At 30.9% G+C, this 23358-nt stretch carries 21 protein-coding genes; 20 read left to right on the top strand and 1 reads right to left on the bottom strand.

Translation table 11 applies throughout. From position 1 onward, the window contains the following. Positions 1 to 194: 194 nt before the first annotated feature. The 5 genes from ACUSRV_RS00825 (at position 195) to ACUSRV_RS00805 (ending at position 6657) form a co-directional block, all read left to right on the top strand. Entirely contained in the window at positions 195 to 956 is a 762-nt protein-coding gene (locus ACUSRV_RS00825; RefSeq protein WP_490140008.1) for a DeoR/GlpR family DNA-binding transcription regulator, read from the top strand. A 15-nt stretch (positions 957 to 971) separates the two neighbouring features. Further along, positions 972 to 2288 carry a four-carbon acid sugar kinase family protein gene (locus ACUSRV_RS00820; RefSeq protein ID WP_490140007.1) on the top strand — a complete coding sequence of 439 codons (1317 nt, stop codon included), beginning with the start codon at positions 972 to 974 and terminating at the stop codon, positions 2286 to 2288. Between the two features lie 28 nt (positions 2289 to 2316). After that, entirely contained in the window at positions 2317 to 3324 is a 1008-nt protein-coding gene (pdxA, locus tag ACUSRV_RS00815; protein ID WP_490140006.1) for a 4-hydroxythreonine-4-phosphate dehydrogenase PdxA, read from the top strand. Positions 3325 to 3345: 21 nt separating this feature from the next. Then, positions 3346 to 4728, top strand: a complete 1383-nt coding sequence (locus tag ACUSRV_RS00810) for a GntP family permease (protein ID WP_490140005.1) — start codon at positions 3346 to 3348, stop codon at positions 4726 to 4728. A gap of 243 nt (positions 4729 to 4971) precedes the next feature. Beyond that, positions 4972 to 6657: an EAL domain-containing protein gene (locus ACUSRV_RS00805; RefSeq protein ID WP_490140004.1), complete on the top strand. Its 1686-nt coding sequence runs from the start codon at positions 4972 to 4974 to the stop codon at positions 6655 to 6657. Positions 6658 to 6690: 33 nt separating this feature from the next. Here the strand turns inward: ACUSRV_RS00805 and ACUSRV_RS00800 are convergent, their stop codons facing one another. Then, positions 6691 to 7536 carry a L,D-transpeptidase family protein gene (locus ACUSRV_RS00800; RefSeq protein WP_490140003.1) on the bottom strand — a complete coding sequence of 282 codons (846 nt, stop codon included), beginning with the start codon at positions 7534 to 7536 and terminating at the stop codon, positions 6691 to 6693. A gap of 208 nt (positions 7537 to 7744) precedes the next feature. Between ACUSRV_RS00800 and zupT the strand changes: the two genes are divergently transcribed. From zupT to ACUSRV_RS00725, 15 genes are all read left to right on the top strand, one after another. After that, positions 7745 to 8545: a zinc transporter ZupT gene (gene zupT, locus ACUSRV_RS00795; protein WP_490140002.1), complete on the top strand. Its 801-nt coding sequence runs from the start codon at positions 7745 to 7747 to the stop codon at positions 8543 to 8545. Positions 8546 to 8639: 94 nt separating this feature from the next. Further along, positions 8640 to 8954 (top strand): thioredoxin, encoded by a 315-nt coding sequence (gene trxA / locus ACUSRV_RS00790; protein WP_490140001.1) that lies wholly within the window; start codon positions 8640 to 8642, stop codon positions 8952 to 8954. Positions 8955 to 9167: 213 nt separating this feature from the next. After that, on the top strand, positions 9168 to 10496 hold the full coding sequence (locus ACUSRV_RS00785; RefSeq protein WP_490140000.1) for an FAD-dependent oxidoreductase: 1329 nt from the start codon (positions 9168 to 9170) through the stop codon (positions 10494 to 10496). 124 nt (positions 10497 to 10620) lie between these two features. Next, positions 10621 to 11076, top strand: coding sequence for a DUF441 domain-containing protein (locus ACUSRV_RS00780; RefSeq protein ID WP_490140412.1), 456 nt, complete (start codon positions 10621 to 10623; stop codon positions 11074 to 11076). 279 nt (positions 11077 to 11355) lie between these two features. Further along, positions 11356 to 12129 carry an enoyl-CoA hydratase-related protein gene (locus tag ACUSRV_RS00775; RefSeq protein WP_490139999.1) on the top strand — a complete coding sequence of 258 codons (774 nt, stop codon included), beginning with the start codon at positions 11356 to 11358 and terminating at the stop codon, positions 12127 to 12129. Between the two features lie 21 nt (positions 12130 to 12150). Then, positions 12151 to 12993: a 3-hydroxybutyryl-CoA dehydrogenase gene (locus ACUSRV_RS00770; RefSeq protein WP_490139998.1), complete on the top strand. Its 843-nt coding sequence runs from the start codon at positions 12151 to 12153 to the stop codon at positions 12991 to 12993. An 11-nt stretch (positions 12994 to 13004) separates the two neighbouring features. After that, positions 13005 to 14186, top strand: coding sequence for an acetyl-CoA C-acetyltransferase (locus ACUSRV_RS00765; RefSeq protein ID WP_490139997.1), 1182 nt, complete (start codon positions 13005 to 13007; stop codon positions 14184 to 14186). A 16-nt stretch (positions 14187 to 14202) separates the two neighbouring features. Further along, positions 14203 to 14616: a MaoC family dehydratase gene (locus tag ACUSRV_RS00760; protein WP_490139996.1), complete on the top strand. Its 414-nt coding sequence runs from the start codon at positions 14203 to 14205 to the stop codon at positions 14614 to 14616. A 100-nt stretch (positions 14617 to 14716) separates the two neighbouring features. After that, complete coding sequence (locus tag ACUSRV_RS00755) at positions 14717 to 15856, top strand: acyl-CoA dehydrogenase (protein ID WP_490140411.1); 1140 nt, start codon at positions 14717 to 14719, stop codon at positions 15854 to 15856. Between the two features lie 15 nt (positions 15857 to 15871). Beyond that, positions 15872 to 16654 carry an electron transfer flavoprotein subunit beta gene (locus tag ACUSRV_RS00750; RefSeq protein WP_490139995.1) on the top strand — a complete coding sequence of 261 codons (783 nt, stop codon included), beginning with the start codon at positions 15872 to 15874 and terminating at the stop codon, positions 16652 to 16654. A gap of 14 nt (positions 16655 to 16668) precedes the next feature. Further along, entirely contained in the window at positions 16669 to 17670 is a 1002-nt protein-coding gene (locus tag ACUSRV_RS00745; protein ID WP_490139994.1) for an electron transfer flavoprotein subunit alpha/FixB family protein, read from the top strand. Positions 17671 to 17799: 129 nt separating this feature from the next. Beyond that, on the top strand, positions 17800 to 19503 hold the full coding sequence (locus ACUSRV_RS00740; protein ID WP_490139993.1) for a sigma 54-interacting transcriptional regulator: 1704 nt from the start codon (positions 17800 to 17802) through the stop codon (positions 19501 to 19503). Positions 19504 to 19742: 239 nt separating this feature from the next. Further along, entirely contained in the window at positions 19743 to 21326 is a 1584-nt protein-coding gene (locus tag ACUSRV_RS00735) for an acyl CoA:acetate/3-ketoacid CoA transferase (protein WP_490139992.1), read from the top strand. Between the two features lie 24 nt (positions 21327 to 21350). Continuing rightward, positions 21351 to 22829: a GntP family permease gene (locus ACUSRV_RS00730; RefSeq protein ID WP_490139991.1), complete on the top strand. Its 1479-nt coding sequence runs from the start codon at positions 21351 to 21353 to the stop codon at positions 22827 to 22829. An 81-nt stretch (positions 22830 to 22910) separates the two neighbouring features. Beyond that, positions 22911 to 23261 (top strand): RidA family protein, encoded by a 351-nt coding sequence (locus ACUSRV_RS00725; RefSeq protein ID WP_490139990.1) that lies wholly within the window; start codon positions 22911 to 22913, stop codon positions 23259 to 23261. The last annotated feature ends 97 nt before the right edge of the window (positions 23262 to 23358 follow it).

Genomic DNA, 23358 nt, shown 5'->3' with positions numbered 1-23358 from the left:
AAAAGGCTCATGTTATGAAAATTGTACATGAGCCTTTTTATTGAAAATTAACACAAACGAACATGAAAACGATTCCGGTGTTCTTACTGTTAAATAAATAATCTTCTGTAAACTACTTGTTTTTTGATAAATAGTAACATATAATTTAAACAAATATGAAAATAAAATAACACAAAATAACAAAGGAGACAATAATGTTTCAAATAGAGAGACAAACAAAAATATATAAATATTTATTAGAAAACAAAAAGGCAACTGTAAATGATTTGGCAGAATACTTTGACGTTACTCCAATGACCATAAGAAGAGATCTTGTAAAGATGGAAGAAGATGGATTAGTAGCAAGAACATTTGGTGGAGTAATGCTTAAGTCTAGCTTGGTTACAGAGCTCCCTTATAATGAAAAAGAAAGTTCGTATATAGAGCAAAAAAAGAAAATAGCAAAAGCTGCAGCAAATCTTGTAAAAGACGGTACTAGCTTAATTTTAGATTCAGGAACAACTTGCATGGAAATTGCAAAGCTTATATGTGATAGAAAAGATATAAAAGTTGTAACTAACGATATAATGATAGCCGCATATCTTATGCAATACGAAAATATAGATTTATACTGCACAGGAGGTAGGGTGCAAAGTAATGTTGGATCATGTATAGATGATAATTCAAGAAATTTCTTTGAAAATATAAATGTTGAAGTTTGTTTTGTAGGAAGTAGTGCAGTACATCATAAATATGGAGTTTCAACACCTACGTCTCAAAAGTCAGTTGTAAAAAGAGCAATGCTAAATGCATCTGATTACAAAGTTTTGGTATCTGATAGTTCTAAATACATGAAAAAAGGATTCGTCAAAATATGTGATATAGAAGAGTTTGATATGGTAATCGTTGATTCTTACTTAGATTCTCAAGTAGAACAAGATTTAATAAACAAAGACATAAACATAAAAATAGTGTAAATGGAGTGATAGCATATGAAATTATTCGTTGTAGCTGATGATTTAACTGGATCTAATGCCACGAGTGTTCTTCTTTCAAAAGATGGTTTTAAATGTGCAACATTTATGTATCCAGAGCTAATAACGGAAAAAGAAATGACTTCTTACGATGTAGTTTCTATAAGCACTGACAGTAGAGGGATAAAAAAAGAAGATGCTTATAATTCTGTTTATAAAGAAGTTAAAGAAATGAAACATAAAACTAAATTATTTACAAAGAGGATAGATAGTACTTTGAGAGGAAATGTAGGTGCTGAAATAGATGGTATAATTGATGCGCTTAATGGTGAAAGGGTTGCTGTTGTAGTTGCATCTTATCCAGATTCTGAAAGAATATCTGTCGGAGGATTTTTATTGGTAAATTCAATACCACTAGAAAAGACTCCAGTATCTAAAGACCCAAAAACTCCAGTAACTATGTCAAGAGTAAAAGACATTATAAAACAACAAAGTAAATACGAAGTTGGAGAATTGTTTTTATCTGATGTAATGAATGGGGAAAAATATCTAAAAGAAAAGATGGAAGAACTAAAGAACAATGGTAATAAAATAATAGTTGTAGATGCTACAACAGATGATGAAATAATAACTATCGCCAAAGCTTCTAAAAATTGTAGTTTTGACGTTATATGTGTAGATCCAGGACCTTTTACAAGATATATGATGAGTGAAGCTTATGGACCATCACCAGTAGAGCTTGGTAAAAAGGTATTCTTTGCAATAGGAAGTGTTTCAGAAATAACAAGAAAACAAATAGAAACTTTACTATCTCAAAAATCACCTAAAATAGTTCATTTAAACTCTGAAAATCTAATTTATAGTGATAAAAGAGAAATGGAGATAGAAAATGCTATTTCTAAAATAAAAGAATACTTAAAAGACGATAGATGTGAAGCTCTTGGAGTTATAACAACTTTAGAAGAAGATCAAGTATTAGATTTAGGGAAGATTGCAAAAGAACTAAATACAAATGAAGAAGAAATTTCTCAAAGAATAAACAAAGGTATAGCAGAAATTACGGAAATAGCCCTTGAAATATCAGCTTCATCTATAGGTGGTTTATACACTAGCGGTGGAGATGTAACAGTTGAGGTTATGAATAAGCTAGAAGTAAATGGAATAGAACTCAAAGATGAAGTAATACCATTAGCTGTTTATGGAAAATTCATAGGTGGAAAATATCCTAACATGCCTGTAGTTACAAAGGGAGGACTTATAGGTGACTCAAATACATTAGTAAAATGTATAGATTATCTATCGACTAAGGTTTCTACTTTGTATTATGCAAAATAAATTTAATTTTTAAGAGGAGATGATTTATATGAATAAACCCTATATAGGAGTACCTATGGGAGATCCAGCCGGAGTAGGCCCTGAAATAGTGGTTAAATCAATAGTTAAATCAGAGGTAAATGATTGTTCAAAACCTGTTGTAATAGGAGCCAAAAAAGTACTTCAAAAGGCAATAGAAATATGCAATGTAGATTTAAATATAAAGGTAATAACTAATGTAAAAGATGGAGAATACAATACTAAAACTTTAAACTTAATAGACTTAGATAATATAGACATGGATAAGTTAGAATACGGAAAAGTTTCAGGAATGTGCGGGAAAGCTGCTTTTGAATATATTAAAAAATCAATAGACATGGCAATGGCAAATGAGGTTGAGGCCATTGCTACAACTCCAATAAATAAGGAATCATTTAAAGCAGGGGAAGTTCCATATATAGGTCATACAGAAGTCTTAGAAGACCTTACTAATACAAGTAATCCACTTACAATGTTTCAAGTTCATGGACTTAGAGTATTTTTCCTAACTAGACACGTATCCTTGAGACAAGCTTGCGACTTAGTAACTAAAGATAGAATGTATGAATTTATAGTAAGATCTAAGGAAGCTTTAGAGGTATTAGGTATAGAAAACCCAAAAATAGCAGTAGCAGGGCTTAACCCACATTCGGGAGAACATGGATTGTTTGGAGATGAAGAAGGTAGAGAAATAGAACCTGCAATAGAAAAAGCGAAAAATGAAGGAATAAATGTAGTTGGCCCTATAGGAGCTGATTCTGTATTCTACTTTGGTTTAAAGGGAAGTTTTGATGCAGTTTTATCCCTATATCACGACCAAGGACATATAGCAACAAAGATGGTTGATTTTGAAAGAACTATATCTTTAACTAACAATATGCCGTTCTTAAGAACATCAGTAGACCACGGAACAGCATTTGATATAGCAGGTAAAAATATAGCAAGTGAAGTAAGCATGGTTGAAGCTATAATACTTGCAGCTCAGTATGCACCTAATTTTAACAGCAAAAGAAAATAATAATAGAAGGGGGAAAATATAATGAACGAAGTTACTGTTTCAGGTTCTCAAATACTTTTAGGACTTGGTATAGGAATAACATTAATGATATTTCTAATGATTAAGACTAAAATACATGCATTTTTAGCTCTTATAATAGCAGCGGCTACAACAGGAATTATAGGTGGAATGGCACCAGATAAGGTTTTAGCAAGTATATCAAGTGGATTTGGTGGAACTTTAGGTAGTATAGGTATAATAATAGGTTTTGGTGTAATGATGGGAGAAATATTTGAAGTATCTGGTGCGGCTAAGAGAATGGCACAGGTATTTATTAAACTATTAGGAAAGAAAAGAGAAGAATGGGCTCTTGCAATAACAGGGTTTATGGTATCTATACCAATATTCTGTGATTCAGGCTTCGTTATACTTTCTCCAATTGCAAAGTCAATATCAAGAGCTACTAAAAAGTCAGTTATATCCTTAGGGGTATCACTTGCAATAGGTCTTGTTATAACTCACTCACTAGTGCCCCCAACTCCAGGGCCTGTAGGGGTTGCTGGAATATTCCAAGTAAGTGTAGGTAGTATATTATTATTTGGTATAATAGTGGCTATACCTATGACAATAGCAGGAGTTATGTATGCTCAATATATAGGTAATAAAATATATAGAATACCATCTGAAGATGGTGAAACTAATGAAGTATATGACGACAAAGAAAAACCTGAATTAACTTATTCAGATACAAGTTTTGATGAAGAAGGATTGCCATCAACATTTATGTCTTTTGCTCCAATAATAGTTCCTATAATATTAATACTTGGAAATACTGTTTCTGCACAAATGGACGTTGCAGGACCTGTAGTTGATGCAATAAAGTTTTTAGGTTCTCCAGTAATAGCTGTTGCTATAGGTTTAGTAATTGCAATATATGGACTAGCTGGTAAGCAACCTAGAAAAGACGTAATAAATGTTATGGAAAATGGTATAAAATCAGCAGGTGTTATAATGTTAGTTACTGGTGGTGGTGGAGCACTTGGTATGATAATAAGAGATAGTGGTGCTGGACAATATTTAGCTGAACTTATAGCTCAAACTCCAATGCCAGCAGTATTATTACCATTTATAGTTGCATCACTTGTTAGATTAATACAAGGTAGTGGTACAGTTGCTATGACTACTGCTGCATCTGTTACAGCTCCGATGATGTTAACTCTTGGAGTAAACCCAATATTAGGTGCACTAGCTTGTTGTATAGGTTCATTGTTATTTTCTCACTTTAATGACTCTTACTTCTGGGTTGTAAATAGAACACTAGGTGTTACAGAAGCTAAAGAACAAATAAGAGTATATTCAATAGCAAGTACAATAGTATGGGCTGTAGGTCTTGTAGAATTATTAATACTTAGCATGTTTATGTAATATATCAAAAGCTTTGAGGATTATACCTCAAAGCTTTTTTAATTTCCAACTGATAAATTTAAGCAACGGACCTGCTTCTCAAGGCCGTTGGCGACATGAGCGAAGCAATTTTTTATTTGTATATTTTGATATCATATTACACAAAAGGTGTTATTTATATGTAATTATACATTTAAATAATGTATAATTACATTAGTTAGGAAATGAATGTTATAGATAGATGTTTTTAGAAAGGGGATATAAATGAAGGATATTTTTTGGGGGATTAATATCTTAAATACATTAATTTTAATTATAGTAGTTTTATATTTTATAGTTAAATACAAAAGATTAAACAGTCGATTTAAAGCTCTACTTGAAAGTGATAAGAAGCATGAGGTATTTGAAATTGACTTAGTTAAAAAGAAATTTTATTCAAGTTCTAGCTTTTATTTATTTTTTAATAAATTATTAGATGTAAAATATATGAGTGTCTATAAGTTATATTCAAAGTTAGGACTTAATTTTAGAACACATTATAAAATGATACTTGAATCAGTAGATAAAAATACTAATTCTTATGAAATAGACTATAGTTTTTATATAGATGGAGAAATAAAATGGGTTAGAGAATATGGTAAATTATTAGATAATGCAAAAATATCAGGAGTTATACTAGACATAACAGACAAAATGTTAGAAAGAGAAAAGTTACAGTATGAGGTACAAAGAGATAAGCTAACCGGTTTGTATAATAGATATAGATACAGAGAAAAAATACAAGAACTTGTAGAAGTAAATAAAGATAAATTGGGAGCATTTATATTTATAGATTTAGATAAATTTAAGGAAGTAAATGATACCTATGGACATGCAGTAGGAGATATTTTACTTAGAAAGTTTAGTGAGTTATTAACAAAGCTAGACGATGATAATACTGTGATTTTTAGAATTGCAGGAGATGAATTCGGATTATTTAAAACAGGCTTCAGCGACGAAGAAGATATATATGAATATATAGATGAGTTTACAGAAAACTTCGATAAATTTATTAAAATAGGAAATATAGATTTAGAATTAAAGTATAGTTGCGGGTTATCTATATATAATATTCACTCTAGGGAAATTGAAAAGTTAATAGAGTATGCCGATTTTGCAATGTATCAATCTAAAGAAAATTCTAGTAAAACAGTAAGTATATTTGACAAAAAGGAATATGAAAGTTGTAAAAATATGAGATATAAAATAGGGCAAGTACCTATTGTTATTAAAGAAAATCAATTATATCCAGTGTATCAGCCTATATTTAATATACAAGACAATACTGTATATGGATATGAGGGATTAAGTAGGGTAACAAATACTGCGTTTAACAATATATTGGAACTTATACAAATTGCTAAAGAACATAGCAAAAACTCAGAGCTAAATCAAATTATGATAGATAATATTTTAAAAGAATTCAGATATGATAATAAAAAATTATTTATTAATTTAGAAATGAGTAATCCAGAAATTGTACACAAAAATTTCGAAGAATATTTAATGTACATAAAAAATATGGGAATAAAATTAGAAGATTTAGTTGTGGAAATACCCGAAAGAACGGACACTAAAAATAATTTAGTTTTAGAAATAATTGATATATTAAGAAAACATAATATACCAGTTGCTTTAGATGATTATGGAGCTGGATATTCAAACGAATATATCTTAGTAAAAGTGCATCCAGAAATAATAAAGTTAGATAAAAGTGTAATTTCTGGTATAGACATTGATGAATACAAACAAAAATTTGTTAGACAATTTGTTGCATTTGCAAAACAAACAAATACTAAGATAGTAGCTGAGGGGATAGAGACTAAGGAAGAGTTAGATAAACTTATAGAATTAGGTATAGATTATGGACAAGGATACTACTTAGGAAAACCTTTTAAGGTATGCATATAAAAGACCACACCAAAATCGTGTGGTCTTAAATTATTATTGTATAATAACAGTTGTATGTTGAGGAATATTATCGTATATCCATTTTGCTTTATCAGTATCAAGTCTTATACAGCCATGACTATAAGCTCCACCTAATCTACCATCTTTAACACGAGTTCCAGCTTTGTTGTATAATATAGAGTGATATAAATAATTTCCGGATATTTGAGTGTAGTATTTGGCTTGAAATCCTTTCTCTTGACCAAATGATAACCCTCTAATACCTACTCTAAATTCACCTGTTATCGTAGGAGTAGAACTAGCCCCAACAGTACATATGAAACTATCTAAAAGATCATATTTACCATTATTTTTCTTAAATATATAAGTCATCCTATTTTGACGGGATGTAACTAAAAGATAATCAGTATAGCTAACTATATTATTTTCATTTACAAATCTAGTTATATCAGAATGAATATAAGCAAAGTCTATAGGTGTTTTAGGTGTATACATAGTTTCTTTTGTAGGGGATTTTTTTAATTCATCTATAGTTTTTTTATTAGCTTCGCCATTAAGTTTTAGGTTTGTTTTATATTGAAAATTAAGTATAGCTTCATATGTTGCATAGCCAAATGCTCCATCAACTTCAATATTATATCCATATTTAGCTAGCCTATCTTGAACGTACTCAACATCTTTTCCTTTGTCCATCAATTTAGTTTCTTGTACTATTATTTCTTTTGGTTTTTGTGTATCTTCAGTAGCCTGTTCAATTTGCTTGTTTTCATTTGCATTAATATATAAATTATGTTTAAATCGGTTACCCCAGCTTATCCCAATAATCATAATTAAAGATATAACAATAAAACTTTCTAGTATTTCTTTTTTGATCTTCAAAAAAATCAATCCCCCTTGGATTAAAGATATTAAAATGTTCAGATATAATAAATTTATTATTTTAAAGATCATAGTATACGGATTTTTAATTAAAAATTATTATTACTGATTTATGATGGAAATAAAGGGTAAATATTAATTACCAAATTATAGATCTAATAATATAATAATTAATATGAATTTCATTAAGTATATAGGGGGAAATATAATGGATAATTTAATGTTCGCATTTGGATTGACTTTATTTGCTGGATTATCTACTGGAATTGGAAGTGCAATAGCATTTTTTGCCAAAAAGACTAATACAAAATTTTTATCAGTTAGTCTGGGATTCTCAGCAGGGGTTATGATTTATGTATCGATGATAGAGATTTTTGCAAAGGCAAAAGATTCTTTAGTATCAGAGCTAGGACTTAAGGGAGGTTCGTGGCTTACTGTAGCATCTTTCTTTGCAGGTATGGGTATTATTGCTATAATCGATAAACTTATACCAAGTCATGAAAATCCACATGAGGCATACAAAATAGAAGAAATGGGAAAAAAGGAAAAAGACAATAGCAAATTACTTAGAATGGGACTATTTACAGCAATTGCTATTGGAATTCACAATTTTCCAGAAGGAATTGCAACATTTATATCGGCGCTTGAGAGTCCAAATATTGCCATTCCAATTGCAGTTGCAATAGCTCTACACAATATACCAGAAGGTATTGCTGTATCAGTACCAGTTTATTATGCAACTGGAGATAAGAAAAAAGCATTTTTATATTCTTTACTTTCTGGAATTTCAGAGCCAATAGGTGCTGTCATAGGATATCTTGTTTTATATCCTTTTCTAAACGATCTTATGTTTGGAGTTATATTTGCAGCAGTAGCAGGGATAATGGTATTTATTTCTTTAGATGAACTACTTCCTTCGGCTCGTGAATATGGAGAGGCTCATTTATCAATATATGGACTTGTGGCAGGGATGATGATGATGGCAGTTAGCTTATTATTATTTATATAGTAAATTTCAAAAAATAGTGTCAATATTCAAAAAATTGCATATTTATAATGTGTTGATTGTATATTATAAAATAGATACTATTAGGGGGGATACTATGATAAGAACAGTAAATGATAATGAATTTAGAAATAAAATTAAAAATAGTAAGGGATTATTAGTAGTTGATTTTTTTGCAACTTGGTGTGGACCTTGCAAAATACTTTCACCTGTACTTGAGGATTTAAATAGTGAGATGAGAAACGTGGAGTTTATAAAAGTAGATGTAGATGAAGCTACAGACTTAGCAGATCAATATAGAGTAAAAACTGTACCTACAATGATGATATTTAAAAAAGGTAAGCTAGTAGATACTATAACTGGATTTAAGCCTAAAGATAATATAAAAGAAATGCTTCAAAAGCACTTATAAAGTTAGTAAGAACAATTTGTTATAAAATATAGGATGTATAGATATCTATACATCCTATATTTTTGTGCAAAATTTTAATTACAAAGTAAATTTTTTTATATAATTCTGTTTAGGGTAGTATAGTCGAGGGTAATATTTATAATGTCATTGATAGTTATATAATTAACTCTATGATAAATAGTGAAATAAATTACATTTAAGGGGGAATTTAAAATGAAAGTAGTAGTAGTAGGTTGTACACATGCTGGAACAGCAGCAATACTTAACATAAAAAGATTACATCCAGAAGCAGAGATAGTTGTTTATGAAAGAAATGATAATATATCATTCTTATCCTGTGGAATTGCTCTTTATGTTGGAGGCGTAGTAAAAGATCCAACTGGACTTTTCTATTGTTCACCTGAAAAATTAGCTGAGTTGGGTGTTAAAACTAAAATGAGACATGATGTTATAAATATAGATGTTGATGAAAAGAAAATTAAGGCTAAAAACATGGATACAAATGAAGAATTTGAAGATAATTTTGATAAGCTTGTAGTTACAACAGGTTCATGGCCAATAGTTCCTAATATTGAAGGTATAAATCTTGATAATATAGTTTTATCTAAGAATTTCTATCATTCAAATACAATAATTGAAAAAGCAAAAGATGCTAAAAATATAGTTGTTGTAGGTGGTGGATATATAGGAGTTGAACTTGTTGAAGCATTTGAAATGAATGGAAAAAATGTAACATTAATAGATGGTATGGATAGAATTATGAGTAAATACCTTGATCCAGAATTTACTGATATAGCAGAAAATGAATTTAAAGATCACGGAGTAAAACTCGCTCTTGGTCAAACCGTGCAGAGGTTTGAAGGGCAAAATGGAAAAGTCTCAAAAGTAGTTACAGATAAGGGAGCGTATGATACAGATCTTGTAATACTTTGTATAGGATTTAGACCAAATACTGAAGTACTAAAAGGCCAGGTTGATATGCTTCCAAATGGAGCTATTATAGTAGATGAATATATGAGAACAAGTAAAGAAGATGTATTTGCAGCAGGAGATAGTTGTTCAGTAGTGTACAACCCTACTAAAGAGGTACAATATATACCGCTTGCTACAAATGCAGTTCGTATGGGAACTTTAGTTGCAAGAAACCTTGTTAAGCCAACTACAAAACATCTTGGAACACAAGGTACATCAGGAATAAAAATATACGAATACAATATAGCATCAACAGGTCTTACAGAAGAATCTGCTAAGGCAAAAGGAATAGATGTAAAAACAGTAAATGTAAAAGATAACTATAGACCTGAATTCATGCCAACTTACGATGAAGTTTTATTTAAAGTTATCTATGAAAAACAAAGTAGAAGAATAGTTGGAGCTGAAATTGTTTCTAAAACTGATTTGACTCAAATGATAAACACAATGTCTGTAGTTATACAAAATAGTATGACTATAGATGAACTTGGCTTTGTTGATTTCTTCTTCCAACCACATTTCAATAAGCCATGGAGTATACTTAATATGGCGGGCCTTGAAGCAAAATAAAATATAATTATAAATAGACCACGGTAATTGCCGTGGTCTATTTATAGTTTATAACAAATTACATTACTTATACATACAATAAGGTAGAACTTATTATAAAATTTTTTTTAGGAGATGATGTAACCTGGAATCAAATATAATATTACTGGTAATATTAGCTGCTGCAGTTTTAGGAAAAGCAAATTCAGTAGCAGTGGCAACTTGTATACTTCTAATTGTTAAGCTTTTAAATCTTGATGAATTGATTTTTCCGACTATAGAAAAAAACGGGGTATTTTGGGGATTGGTATTACTTATTGCAGCAATTTTAATCCCAATTGCAAATGGAAATGTGGTATTTACTAATATAAAAAGTATTTTTACATCTTGGATTGGAATAATAGCTCTATTTCTTTCACTTTTTACAACTTATTTAAGTGGACTTGGTTTAAACTATTTAACAACTCAAGGTCACGGTGATGTTATGCCTGCTTTGATTTTGGGGGCAGTTATTGCAGCAGCTTTTTTAGGCGGAGTTCCAGTTGGCCCACTTATTACATCTGGAATGTTAGCTCTTGGTATTAAATTATTTGGAAAATAACATATGTAAAAAAAATAAACATGTTTATAAAATGAACATATAATAAAATTTATATTAAATGCAGTAAATACAATATAAACATATGATTTATGTAATAAAAATGAACAGTTTAATTTTTATAAAAGATAAATATATAATAATTAATGATTTAAATTTGAAAAGATAAAGTAGTTATATGTTGAAATATAGCTGTTTTATCTTTATTTATTTTTGTTTTTAAGTTTTGGCACGATATATGCTTAGTTATAAAGTGAGCCATTTAAGAGGGGGAGTTGAGAAATGGATTTTAAAAATATATTAGCAGATAAAGAAGAAGATATTTACATAATAAAAATAAATAAACCTAAATCATTAAATGCTTTAAATGAAGACATATTAGAGGAACTAAATGTGGCTATAGATCATGCACAAAATGATGAGGAAACAAAAGTAATAATTATAACTGGGGAAGGTAAGGCCTTTGTTGCAGGGGCAGATATATCTAGTATGAAGGATATGACACCTATTGAAGCTAGAGAATTCTCAAGAAAAGGGTCTAGATTATTTAGAAAAATAGAAACTTTAGATAAAATAGTAATTTGCGCTGTAAATGGATTTGCCTTAGGTGGTGGATGTGAACTTGCAATGTGTTGTGATATAAGAATAGGAAGTAATAAGGCGAAGTTAGGACTTCCGGAAGTAGGCCTTGGTATTATACCAGGATTTTCTGGAACACAAAGGTTAAGTAGACTAGTTGGAAGTGCAAAAGCTAAGGAATTAATTTGTACAGGTGATATTATAGATTCTACTGAAGCATATAGACTAAATTTACTAAATAAAGTTGTTGAAGAAGATAGTTTAATGAATGAAACAATATCAATGGCTAAGAAAATAGCTTCAAAATCTAAATGTGCAATATCATATGCTAAAAATGCAGTAAATGTAGGATTACAAACAGATATTGAAAGTGGAATAGCATACGAAATGGAGTTATTTGCCCTTTGTTTTGCAAATGAAGATCAAAGAGAAGGAATGAGTGCTTTTATAGAAAAGAGAAAACCAAACTTTAAATAATTTACTAAAGGGGGTAGTTTTGTGAACATATTTGTTCTTGGAAGCGGAACAATGGGTTGTGGAATAACTCAGGTTTTAGCTCAAAATGGATATAAGGTAATGATGAGAGATATAAATGAAGATGCGTTAAAAAGAGGAATTTCTAGTATAGATAAAAATCTAAATAGAAGCGTTGAAAAAGGAAAGTTAGCTGGTGAAGAAAAAGAAAAAATAATGAAAAATATTCAAACAACTACAGATATAAATGATGCTAAAGATGCAGATTTAGTTATAGAAGCAGCAGTTGAAAATATGGAAATAAAGAAAAAGATATTTAAGGAATTAGATAGCTTATGTAAGGAAGAAGCTATACTTGCTACTAATACATCATCACTTTCTATAACAGATATTGCAAGTTCAACTAATAGACCTGACAAAGTTATAGGGATGCATTTTTTCAACCCGGTACCAGTTATGGGACTTATAGAAATAATAGATGGAATAAACACATCAAATGAAACTCACGATAAAGTAGTTGAGTTATCAAAATTAATGGGTAAAAATCCAGTTTCAGTAAATGAAGCGCCAGGATTTGTAGTAAATAGAATACTGATTCCTATGATAAATGAAGGTATAGGAATATTAGCTGAAGGGGTAGCATCTGCAGAAGACATAGATAATGCTATGAAGCTAGGAGCAAATCATCCAATAGGACCTTTAGCATTAGCAGATCTTATTGGAAATGATGTTTGCCTTGCTGTAATGGAAGTTTTATACAATGAATTTGGAGATTCAAAATATAGACCCCACCCACTATTAAGAAAAATGGTAAGAGGTGGATTATTAGGAAGAAAAAGTGGCAGGGGTTTTTACAACTATAAATAGGAGGGATATAAATGAAGGAAGTAGTTATAGTAGGTGCAGTTAGAACTCCAGTAGGAAGTTTTGGAGGAGTTTTATCAAATTTTAGTGCAGTAGATTTAGGAGTAGTTGCTGCAAAAGAAGCTATAAATAGAGCAGGTATTAGTGCTGATATTATAGATGAAGTTTTAGTAGGAAATATATTATCTACAGGTTTAAAGCAAAATGTTGCAAGACAAGTATCAATAAATGCAGGAATACCAAAAGAAGCTACAGCTACAACTATAAATCAACTTTGTGGATCTGGACTTAGAGCTGTTTGTATGGGTGCACAAAGTATAATGCTAGGTGATGCTGAAGTTGTTTTAGCAGGTGGAACAGAAAGTATGAGTAATGCACCATACTTTATAGAAAAAGCACGTTTCGGCCACAAAATGGGGCATGGAAGTTTAATAGATAGTATGATAAACGATGCATTAACTGATGCGTTTAATGGATATCATATGGGAATTACTGCTGAAAATATAGCACAACAATGGAATATAACTAAAGAAGAACAAGATAAATTTGCAGCACATAGCCAACTTAAGGCTGAAGTTGCTCAAAAGGAAGGTAAGTTTAAGGAAGAAATAGTTCCAATGACAATACCACAAAGAAAAGGTGAACCTATTGTAGTTGATATGGATGAATATCCTAAACACGGTACTACTTATGAAAAGTTAGCAAGTCTTAGACCTGCATTTAAATCAGATGGAACTGTAACAGCAGGAAACTCATCTGGCATTAATGATGGAGCATCTATGGTAGTTCTTATGAGCAAAGAAAAATGTGAAGGTTTAGGATTAAAACCACTGGCTACAATAGTATCTTATGCATCAGCAGGGGTAGATCCTTCAATAATGGGATATGGTCCTGTTCCAGCAACTAAAAAAGCGCTTCAAAAAGGTAATTTAACTATAGATGATATAGATTTAGTTGAAGCAAATGAAGCATTTGCAGCTCAATCAATATCAGTAGTAAGAGATTTAGGATTAAATCCAGAAAAAGTAAATGTAAATGGTGGTGCAATAGCACTAGGACATCCAGTTGGAGCATCTGGAGCTAGAATACTTGTAACCTTATTACATGAAATGTTAAGAAGAGAAGATGTAAATACAGGCCTTGCAACTTTATGTATAGGTGGAGGTCAAGGAACAAGTTTAATAGTTAAAAAGTAGTCAAAGGGGGATAAATATGAAGGGTAAAACAATGGCTGAGCTTAAAATAGGTGATAAGGCAAGCTTTCAAAAGACAATAACAGAAACAGATGTATATTTATATGCAGGTATAACAGGAGATTTAAATCCCGCACATATAAATGAAGAAGAAAGTAAGAACACAGCTTTTAATAAAAGAATAGCTCATGGAATGCTTACAGCAGGATTAGTTTCTGCAGTGTTAGGTATGCAGCTTCCTGGACCTGGAACTATTTACTTAGGTCAAGAATTAAAGTTTACATCTCCTGTTTACTTTGGAGATACAATAACTGCTGAAGTTGAAGTAGTTGAATTTATAAAAGAAAAATTTGCAAAGTTGAAAACTACATGTACTAACCAAGAAGGAAAAACTGTACTTGAAGGTGTTGCAACAGTAATGCCTTCAAGATAGATATAAATACTAGGTTCAATATTGAACCTAGTAAAAAATGAAAATAAAAGATAGTTAATTAACAAACTAGTTTGAGGAGGAGTTAAGTATGGAATTAAGTATGAAGTTTAGTTTCACTAAGCAACATGAAATGTTAAAGCAAATGTATAGAGAATTTGCTGAAAATGAAGTAAAGCCACTGGCTACAGAGGTAGATGAAGAAGAAAGATTCCCGTATGAAACAGTTGAAAAAATGGCTGCTACTGGATTTTTAGGAATTCCTTTCTCTAAGGAATATGGTGGAGAAGGTGGAGATTACCTAGGTTATACATTAGCTGTTGAAGAATTATCTAGAGTATGTGCAACTACAGGAGTTATATTATCTGCTCATACATCTTTAGCAGCTGCTCCTATAAATGAATTTGGAACAAAGGAACAAAAGGAAAAGTATTTAGTTCCACTAGCTAAAGGAGAAAAGTTAGGGGCATTTGGTTTAACAGAACCTAATGCAGGAACTGATGCTTCTGCTCAACAAACTACTGCAGTATTAGATGGAGACCACTATATATTAAATGGTTCTAAAATATTTATAACTAATGCAGGACCAGCAGAAATTTATGTAGTTATGGCTATGACTGACAAATCTAAAGGAACTAAAGGCATATCCGCATTTATAGTTGAAAAAGATACACCTGGATTTACAATAGGTAAAAAAGAAAAGAAACTAGGTATAAGAGGTTCTGCTACGTGTGAATTAATATTTGAAAACTGCAAAATATCAAAGGAAAACTTACTTGGAAAAGAAGGTAAGGGATTTGGTGTAGCTATGAAGACATTAGACGGTGGCCGTATAGGAATAGCTGCTCAAGCTTTAGGTATTGCACAAGGTGCACTTGATGAAACTGTAAACTACGTTAAAGAAAGAAAACAATTTGGAAGAAGTATATCACAATTCCAAAACACTCAATTTGAGTTAGCTAATATGGCAACAAAAATTGAAGCTGCAAGACTATTAACATATAAAGCAGCACATAACAAAGACAATGGACTTTCATATTCGTTAGAGGCTGCTATGGCTAAGTTATATGCAGCAGAAGTAGCTATGGAAGTTACTACTAAAGCAGTACAATTACACGGTGGATACGGATATACAAGAGAATATCCTGTAGAGAGAATGATGAGAGATGCTAAGATAACCGAAATATACGAAGGAACTTCAGAAGTTCAAAGAATGGTTATATCAGCTAATTTATTAAAATAACAGGAGGTTTATCATATGAATATAGTTGTTTGTGTAAAACAAGTTCCAGATACTACAGAAGTAAAATTAGATCCTAAAACAGGTACATTAATAAGAGATGGAGTACCTAGTATAATAAATCCAGACGATAAAGCAGGTCTTGAAGAAGCTTTAAAACTAAAAGAAGAATTAGATGCAACTGTAACAGTAATAACAATGGGTCCACCTCAAGCTGATACAGCTTTAAGAGAAGCTATAGCTATGGGTGCTGATAGAGCAATATTATTAACAGATAGAGCATTTGCAGGGGCAGACACTTGGGCAACATCATCTACTTTAGCAGGAGCACTTAAAAAACTTGACTATGATTTAGTTATAGCAGGAAGACAAGCAATAGATGGAGATACTGCACAAGTTGGACCTCAAATAGCAGAACATCTTAGCATACCATCTATAACTTATGTTGAAGATTTAAAATTTGATAATAATAGTATAGTAGTTAAACGTGCATTTGAAGATGGATATCAATTTATAAAAGCTAAAATGCCTTGCTTAATAACAACGCTTAAAGAAATGAATAGTCCAAGATATATGAGAGTATCTGGAATATACAATGCATTTGATGAAGATAAAGTTGAAAAGTGGACTTTAAATGATATAGAAGTTGATATTGAAAATATAGGTCTTAAAGGTTCTCCAACTAAGGTTAAAAAATCCTTTACAAAGGGAGCTAAAACTGCAGGCAAGGTATACAATGTAGATCCAAAAGAAGGAGCTAAATTAATAATAGAAAAGCTTCAAGAAAAATTCGTTATATAAGTGGAGGTTATAGTATGCATAAGGGCGTAATGGTATATATTGAACAAAGAAACAGAACTATACAAAATGTTTCTCTAGAACTTTTAGGAAAAGGTAGAGAACTTGCTAATAAATTAGAAGAAAAATTAATAGCTGTTGTATTAGGATATAATACAAAAGAGTTAGCTAACGAATTAATACATTATGGTGCTGATGAAGTTATAACTGTTGATGATAAGATGCTAGATATATTTGTAACAGAACCATACACAAAGGCATTAGTTGAAGTTATTAACCACAAAAAGCCAGAAATAGTTTTAGTAGGGGCAACTACAATAGGTAGAGACTTAGCTCCAAGGGTATCTGCTAGAATACATACAGGACTTACAGCAGACTGTACATCACTTGATATAGATGATGAAACTAGAAATTTACTTATGACTAGACCTGCATTTGGTGGAAATATAATGGCTACAATAGTATGTCCAGAACATAAGCCTCAAATGTCTACAGTAAGACCTGGAGTTATGAAAAAGTTAGAAAAAAATACATTCTTAACTGGAGATATAGAAGAATTTAAAGTAAGTTTTGAAGAAAAAGATATGAACGTAGAAGTTTTAGAATATGTTAAGGAAACTTCTAAGAAGATAAATATAGAAGATGCAAATATACTTATATCTGCAGGGCGTGGAGTAGGTGGAGCTGAAAATATGGATCCATTATATGAATTAGCAGAAGTATTAGATGGAGAAGTATCAGGTTCTCGTGCTGTAATAGATGCAGGATGGCTAAAGAAAGAAAGACAAGTAGGTCAAACAGGAAAAACAGTAAGACCTGATTTATACTTTGCATGTGGAATATCTGGAGCAATACAACACGTTGCAGGAATGGAAGAATCAGAATTAATAATTGCTATAAATAAAAATCATCAAGCTCCTATATTTGAAGTAGCAGACATAGGAATAGTTGGAGATGTTAACAAAGTTATACCAGCTTTAGTAGAAGAGTTAAAAAATATAGTACAAACAAATGAATAGCACCTTTTAATTTAGCCCTATATGAATTTGGATATTTCCAAATTTATATAGGGCTTTACATTGTTGTAGTATGATATAATTATAATTATCGAAATATAGGAAATTTTGACAATATAAGGAGGATTGACAGTGAAACTTAATATGTTAGATATAAATATAAAAAAACATTGTATAGATAAAGATAGTTCCGTTAAAGATGCTTGTTTATATATCATAGAAAATGGTTTAGACATATGCCCTGTAGTGGATAATGAACAAATCGCAGGTATTATTACAAAAGAAAAACTAATTAAATTAATGTTAGTAGAAGAAAATGACATATTGATAGGTAATAGTATAGATAAAGAATATATAAAGATAAATCATGACGATGAAGTATCGCAGATATTAAAACATATAGGTAAACCCCTGTTAATATATAAAAACAATCAATATATAGGAATATTAAATCAGAATGATATCACAAATATAGCAAAATTAGAATTAGATGTTTTAAATCAAATATTAGATGCGGGATATGAATGGTACGTAACTGTAAATAAAGATGGAATTATAACTAAGATGAGTGATAATTACAAAAAATATTGGGGAGATAATGACGCAGAGGGAAAGCATGTTACAGAGGTAATTAAAAATACTAGAATGCATGAAGTTGTAAAAAGCGGTAAGGCTGAAGTTAGTCAAGTACAAGAAATAATAGGACAACACATGATGGCTATGAGATTTCCAATAAAGAAAGATAATGAGGTAGTAGGGGCTGTTGGAAAAGCATTTGTTAAGGATGTGAAGGAATTAATTACATTGAGCAAAAAACTCAAGTCCATGGAAGAAGAAATAGAGTATTATAAAGAGCAGTTAAAAAGAGAAAGAGGAGCAAAGTATAGTTTAGAAAATATCATAGGTTTTAGTGAAAAGCTAGATAGTATAAAAAAATTAGCAAAAAAAGCATCAAAAACAGAGTCAAATGTTCTTATAACTGGAGAAAGTGGAACTGGTAAAGAGTTAATAGCCCATGCAATTCATAATGAAAGTAAGAGAAGTGCAAATCCTTTTATAAAGATAAATTGTGCAGCTATACCGTCTGACTTACTAGAATCTGAGCTATTTGGATATGACTCAGGGGCTTTTACTGGAGCAAAAAAAGAAGGGAAAAAAGGAAAATTTGAAATGGCTGATGGTGGTACTATTTTCTTAGATGAAGTAGGTGATATGCCAATAGACATGCAAGTTAAATTACTAAGAGTTATACAAGAAAGAGAAGTAGATAGATTAGGCTCAACTAAAACTAAAAAGGTAGATGTAAGAATAATATGCGCTACAAACAAAGATTTAAATGAAGAAGTAAAAAAAGGCGCATTTAGACAAGACCTTTATTATAGATTAAATGTAATGAATATACATATGTATCCATTAAGGGAAAGAAAAGAAGATATAACTCCTCTTATTAAATTCTTTATAGAAAAATTATCTAACAAAATGGGGATATATATAAATGGAATAAGTGACGATACAATAAAATGTTTGCAAGGCTATGACTGGCCTGGAAACATTAGGGAACTGGAGAATGTAGTAGAGAGAGCAATTAATTTAGTAGATACTGATTTAATTATTAAAAAGACCCATTTACCTAATATTATAGTAAAAAATACATATAAACAAAACTATAAATTAGAACAAGGACTTAAAGAAATTTTAGAATCAATAGAAAAAGAGATAATTTTAAACACATTAAAAGAAAACAATGGAAACAAACAAAAAACTTCTAGAATACTTAATATGAGTAGAACAAAATTATATCAAAAATTAACTGAATACGGATATACATGTGTATAAAAAATATACACTGTAAGAAAAATGAACACAATTAAACATATGATAATATGGGAGATTTTGAAAATGTGTAAATAAAGTAAACATAATTATTTTTATTGTGTTTACTTTATAAATTTTTTTGCCTGAAATCATTGGAAATACAGCCTTGTAAATAAATTGATATTATTTTAACTTGGCACAAATATTGCTATTTAATATTATTGAGAATACAAAATTACAATAATATTAAGGGGTGAACTTTGTTGAGGGTAAATGTAATTAAATCGTCAGATGTTCCAAAATTAATAAATAGTGGTGATGTAGTAGCAACAGGAGGATTTTTAGGAAGTGCAGTTCCAGAAGAAATAGAAATTGAAATAGAAAAGTATTTCTTAGAAAACAATAAGCCTAAAGATTTAACCTTGATGTATGCTGCAGGACAAGGCGATGGAAAAACTAAAGGATTAAACCATCTTGGTCATGAAGGGCTTTTAAAGAGAGTTATAGGAGGACACTGGGGGTTAGTTCCTAAGCTACAGCAACTAGCTTTAGAAAATAAAATAGAAGCATATAACCTACCTCAAGGAGTTATAGCTCATATGTTTAGAGATATAGCTGCAGGCAAACCAGGAACTATAACTCACGTTGGCCTGAAAACGTTTGTCGACCCTAGATTAGAGGGTGGAAAAATAAACGATGTAACAAAAGAAGATATAGTAGAACTTATAACAATAGGGGAAGATGAGTACTTATTTTATAAAGCTCAAAAAATTGATGTAGCATTACTTAGAGGTACATATGCAGATGAATTTGGAAATATTTCAATGGAAGAAGAAGCAGTAACATTAGAATCTACTTCAATTGCATGTGCTTGTAAAAACAGTGGAGGAAAAGTAATTGTTCAAGTAAAGGAAATTGTAAAAGGCGGAACATTAGATCCAAAGCTTATAAAAATACCAGGAATATATGTCGATTCAGTTGTAGTTGTAGAAGATAAAGAAAATCATAAACAAACATTTGAAGTAGATTTTAATCCTTCATTTTCAGGTCAAATAAGAATACCTGTAGATTCGGTAAAACCTTTAAAATTAGACGAAAGAAAAATAATAGCAAGAAGAGCTGCTATGGAGCTTAGACCTAATACACTAGTTAATCTAGGTATAGGTGTTCCTGAAGGAGTTGCTATGGTAGCCAATGAAGAAGGAATTGGAGATAGTATGGTTTTAACTGTTGAAGCAGGACCAATAGGAGGAATACCTGCAGGAGGTCAAAATTTCGGAACTTGTTATAATCCAGAGGTTATATTAGATCAGCCTTACCAGTTTGACTTTTACGATGGTGGAGGATTAGATATAGCATATTTAGGTCTTGCACAATGTGATGAAAAAGGAAATATAAATGTTTCCAAGTTTGGACCTAAGATTGCAGGTGCGGGAGGATTTATAAATATAACACAAAATTCTAAAAAGGTTATATATTGTGGAACATTCACTGCAGGGGGATTAAAAATAGAAGTCAAAGATAATGAATTAGTAATAAATAACGAAGGGAAAGTTAAAAAATTCACAAAACAAGTAGAGCAAATAACTTTTAGTGGTGAATATGCATCTAAAAATAAAAAAGAAGTATTATACATAACTGAAAGAGCAGTATTTGAATTAAGAGAGCAAGGTTTAGTTTTAACGGAAATGGCCCCAGGTATTAATTTACAAGAGGATATACTTGCGCATATGGAATTTGAACCTATAATATCAGATGATTTAAAACTAATGGATGAAAGAATATTTTCTCCAGAAATTATGGGAATAAAAGAAAACACTATTTTAAATGAAGCAACAATATAAAAATATTAAATTAGGAGGAGTCATATGTTAGGAGTTATAGGTATTTTAATTTCGTTAGGATTATTGATGTATCTTGCATATAGAGGTATGTCAGTAATAGTACTTGCTCCAATATTAGCTATATTTGCAGCGTTACTTAATGGAGGAACACCAGCACTTGCTACTTATACTGAAGTGTTTATGGTTAACTTTGCAAACTATGCAAAGGCATATTTCCCAATATTCTTACTTGGAGCTATATTTGGAAAAGTAATGGATAAGTCAGGAGCTGCAAAATCTATAGCAAACTATATAGCTCATAAATTAGGAAAAGACAAGGCAATACTAGCAGTTGTTTTATCTTGTGCAGTTTTAACTTACGGTGGAGTATCTTTATTCGTTGTTGCATTTGCAGTGTATCCTATTGCTGCATCTTTATTCAAAGAATCAGGAATACCGAAGAGATTTATACCAGGTTCAATAGCACTTGGGTCATTTACATTTACTATGACAGCGCTACCTGGAACTCCTCAAATTCAAAATGCAATACCAATGCCATTTTTTAACACTACTGCTTATGCAGCTCCAATACTTGGTATAGCAGGATCTTGCGTAATGTTATTTGGTGGTTTAGCTTGGTTAACTTATAGATCTAAAAAAGCTATGAAAGCTGGGGAAGGATACGGAAATCACAAAGAAGAGTTTAAAGTTATTGATATATCAAAATTACCAAGTTTTTATACATCAATAGCTCCAATAATATTGGTTTTAGTAGTTAACTTTATTTTATCTAAGTACTACTTCCCAAAAGTAGATGCAGCTTATTTAGCTAATTATAATACAGAAATATCAAAAGTAGCTGGGATATGGAGTTTAATAATATCTCTTGTTGTATCTATATTAGCAGCAATTATATTAAACTTAAAATCATTTAAATCAGATGATGAAATTGAAGAACAAGAATCTTTAGGTGTATCAGGTGCTATGGATTCAACTGCTCAGTTAGTAAGTAAGCCTAAAGTATCATTAGCAACTAGTATTAAAAATGTAAAAGATGCTGTAAACGAAGGTGCTATGGGCTCACTACTTGCAATAGTTAATACAGCATCTGAGGTAGGATATGGAAATGTTATATCTTCACTAGCTGCATTTGCTATAGTAAAGGGATTCCTTATGGGAATATCAAGTAATCCACTAATATCGGAAGCTATATCTGTAAGTGCATTAGCAGGAATAACAGGTTCAGCTTCTGGAGGACTTAGTATAGCCCTTGGAGCATTAGGAGATACTTATCTACAAACAGCAACAGCTATGGGAATAAGTCCAGAAGCTCTTCATAGAATAGCTGCAATTGCATGTGGAGGGTTAGACTCCCTACCACACAATGGTGCTGTTATAACACTTTTAGCAGTTACAGGTTTAACTCATAAAGAGTCTTATGCTGATATAGGTATGTGTACAGTAGTATTACCAAGTGTTGCAGTTGCAGTATGTATAGTATTAGCTTCTTTTGGAATTGTTTAAAATTGAAGAACTTGTTGAAATAAATTCAATACTCTAGTACAATTAATATGGAAATTATTACAAAAAAAGGAGTATTGGAATATGCAAATTAATAGATTTGAAGGAACCGGAAGAATGAGTCGTGCAGTAGTGCACAATGGAACAGTTTATTTATGCGGTCAAACTTGTGGGGAAGCTGACAAGGATATTAAAGAACAAACAAAGGTTGTTCTTGAAAAAATAGAGGATTTATTGAATAAATATGATTCTGATAAAAATCATATACTTTCTACAACAATTTATCTAAAAGACATGGCTTTATTCCAAGAAATGAATGAAGTTTGGGATGCTTGGGTAGAAAATGGATTTGAACCTGCAAGAGCTTGTGTTGAAGCAAAAATGGCAAGAGAAGAAATATTAGTTGAAATGACTGTTACAGCAGCAGTAAAATAATAAAGATCCCCTTTAGTATTTTAAAACATACTAAAGGGGATTTTTTAATTATAACATCCAACTGATAAACTTGACCAACAGACCATCTTTTCAAGGT

The sequence above is a fragment of the Sporacetigenium sp. TC11 genome, assembly GCF_058146105.1.
The sequence above is the reverse complement of the archived record's forward strand: the minus strand, read 5'-3'. Positions and strand labels throughout refer to the sequence as shown.

Excerpts from the sequence above, each read along its gene's own strand:
- ACUSRV_RS00725 (WP_490139990.1), top strand. The coding sequence starts at position 22,911 with ATGCAAATTAATAGATTTGAAGGAACCGGAAGAATGAGTCGTGCAGTA.
- ACUSRV_RS00760 (WP_490139996.1), top strand. The coding sequence starts at position 14,203 with ATGAAGGGTAAAACAATGGCTGAGCTTAAAATAGGTGATAAGGCAAGC.
- ACUSRV_RS00755 (WP_490140411.1), top strand. The coding sequence starts at position 14,717 with ATGAAGTTTAGTTTCACTAAGCAACATGAAATGTTAAAGCAAATGTAT.
- zupT (WP_490140002.1), top strand. The coding sequence starts at position 7,745 with ATGGATAATTTAATGTTCGCATTTGGATTGACTTTATTTGCTGGATTA.
- ACUSRV_RS00750 (WP_490139995.1), top strand. The coding sequence starts at position 15,872 with ATGAATATAGTTGTTTGTGTAAAACAAGTTCCAGATACTACAGAAGTA.
- pdxA (WP_490140006.1), top strand. The coding sequence starts at position 2,317 with ATGAATAAACCCTATATAGGAGTACCTATGGGAGATCCAGCCGGAGTA.
- ACUSRV_RS00765 (WP_490139997.1), top strand. The coding sequence starts at position 13,005 with ATGAAGGAAGTAGTTATAGTAGGTGCAGTTAGAACTCCAGTAGGAAGT.
- ACUSRV_RS00745 (WP_490139994.1), top strand. The coding sequence starts at position 16,669 with ATGCATAAGGGCGTAATGGTATATATTGAACAAAGAAACAGAACTATA.
- ACUSRV_RS00810 (WP_490140005.1), top strand. The coding sequence starts at position 3,346 with ATGAACGAAGTTACTGTTTCAGGTTCTCAAATACTTTTAGGACTTGGT.
- ACUSRV_RS00775 (WP_490139999.1), top strand. The coding sequence starts at position 11,356 with ATGGATTTTAAAAATATATTAGCAGATAAAGAAGAAGATATTTACATA.
- ACUSRV_RS00820 (WP_490140007.1), top strand. The coding sequence starts at position 972 with ATGAAATTATTCGTTGTAGCTGATGATTTAACTGGATCTAATGCCACG.
- ACUSRV_RS00805 (WP_490140004.1), top strand. The coding sequence starts at position 4,972 with ATGAAGGATATTTTTTGGGGGATTAATATCTTAAATACATTAATTTTA.
- ACUSRV_RS00730 (WP_490139991.1), top strand. The coding sequence starts at position 21,351 with ATGTTAGGAGTTATAGGTATTTTAATTTCGTTAGGATTATTGATGTAT.
- ACUSRV_RS00785 (WP_490140000.1), top strand. The coding sequence starts at position 9,168 with ATGAAAGTAGTAGTAGTAGGTTGTACACATGCTGGAACAGCAGCAATA.
- ACUSRV_RS00825 (WP_490140008.1), top strand. The coding sequence starts at position 195 with ATGTTTCAAATAGAGAGACAAACAAAAATATATAAATATTTATTAGAA.
- trxA (WP_490140001.1), top strand. The coding sequence starts at position 8,640 with ATGATAAGAACAGTAAATGATAATGAATTTAGAAATAAAATTAAAAAT.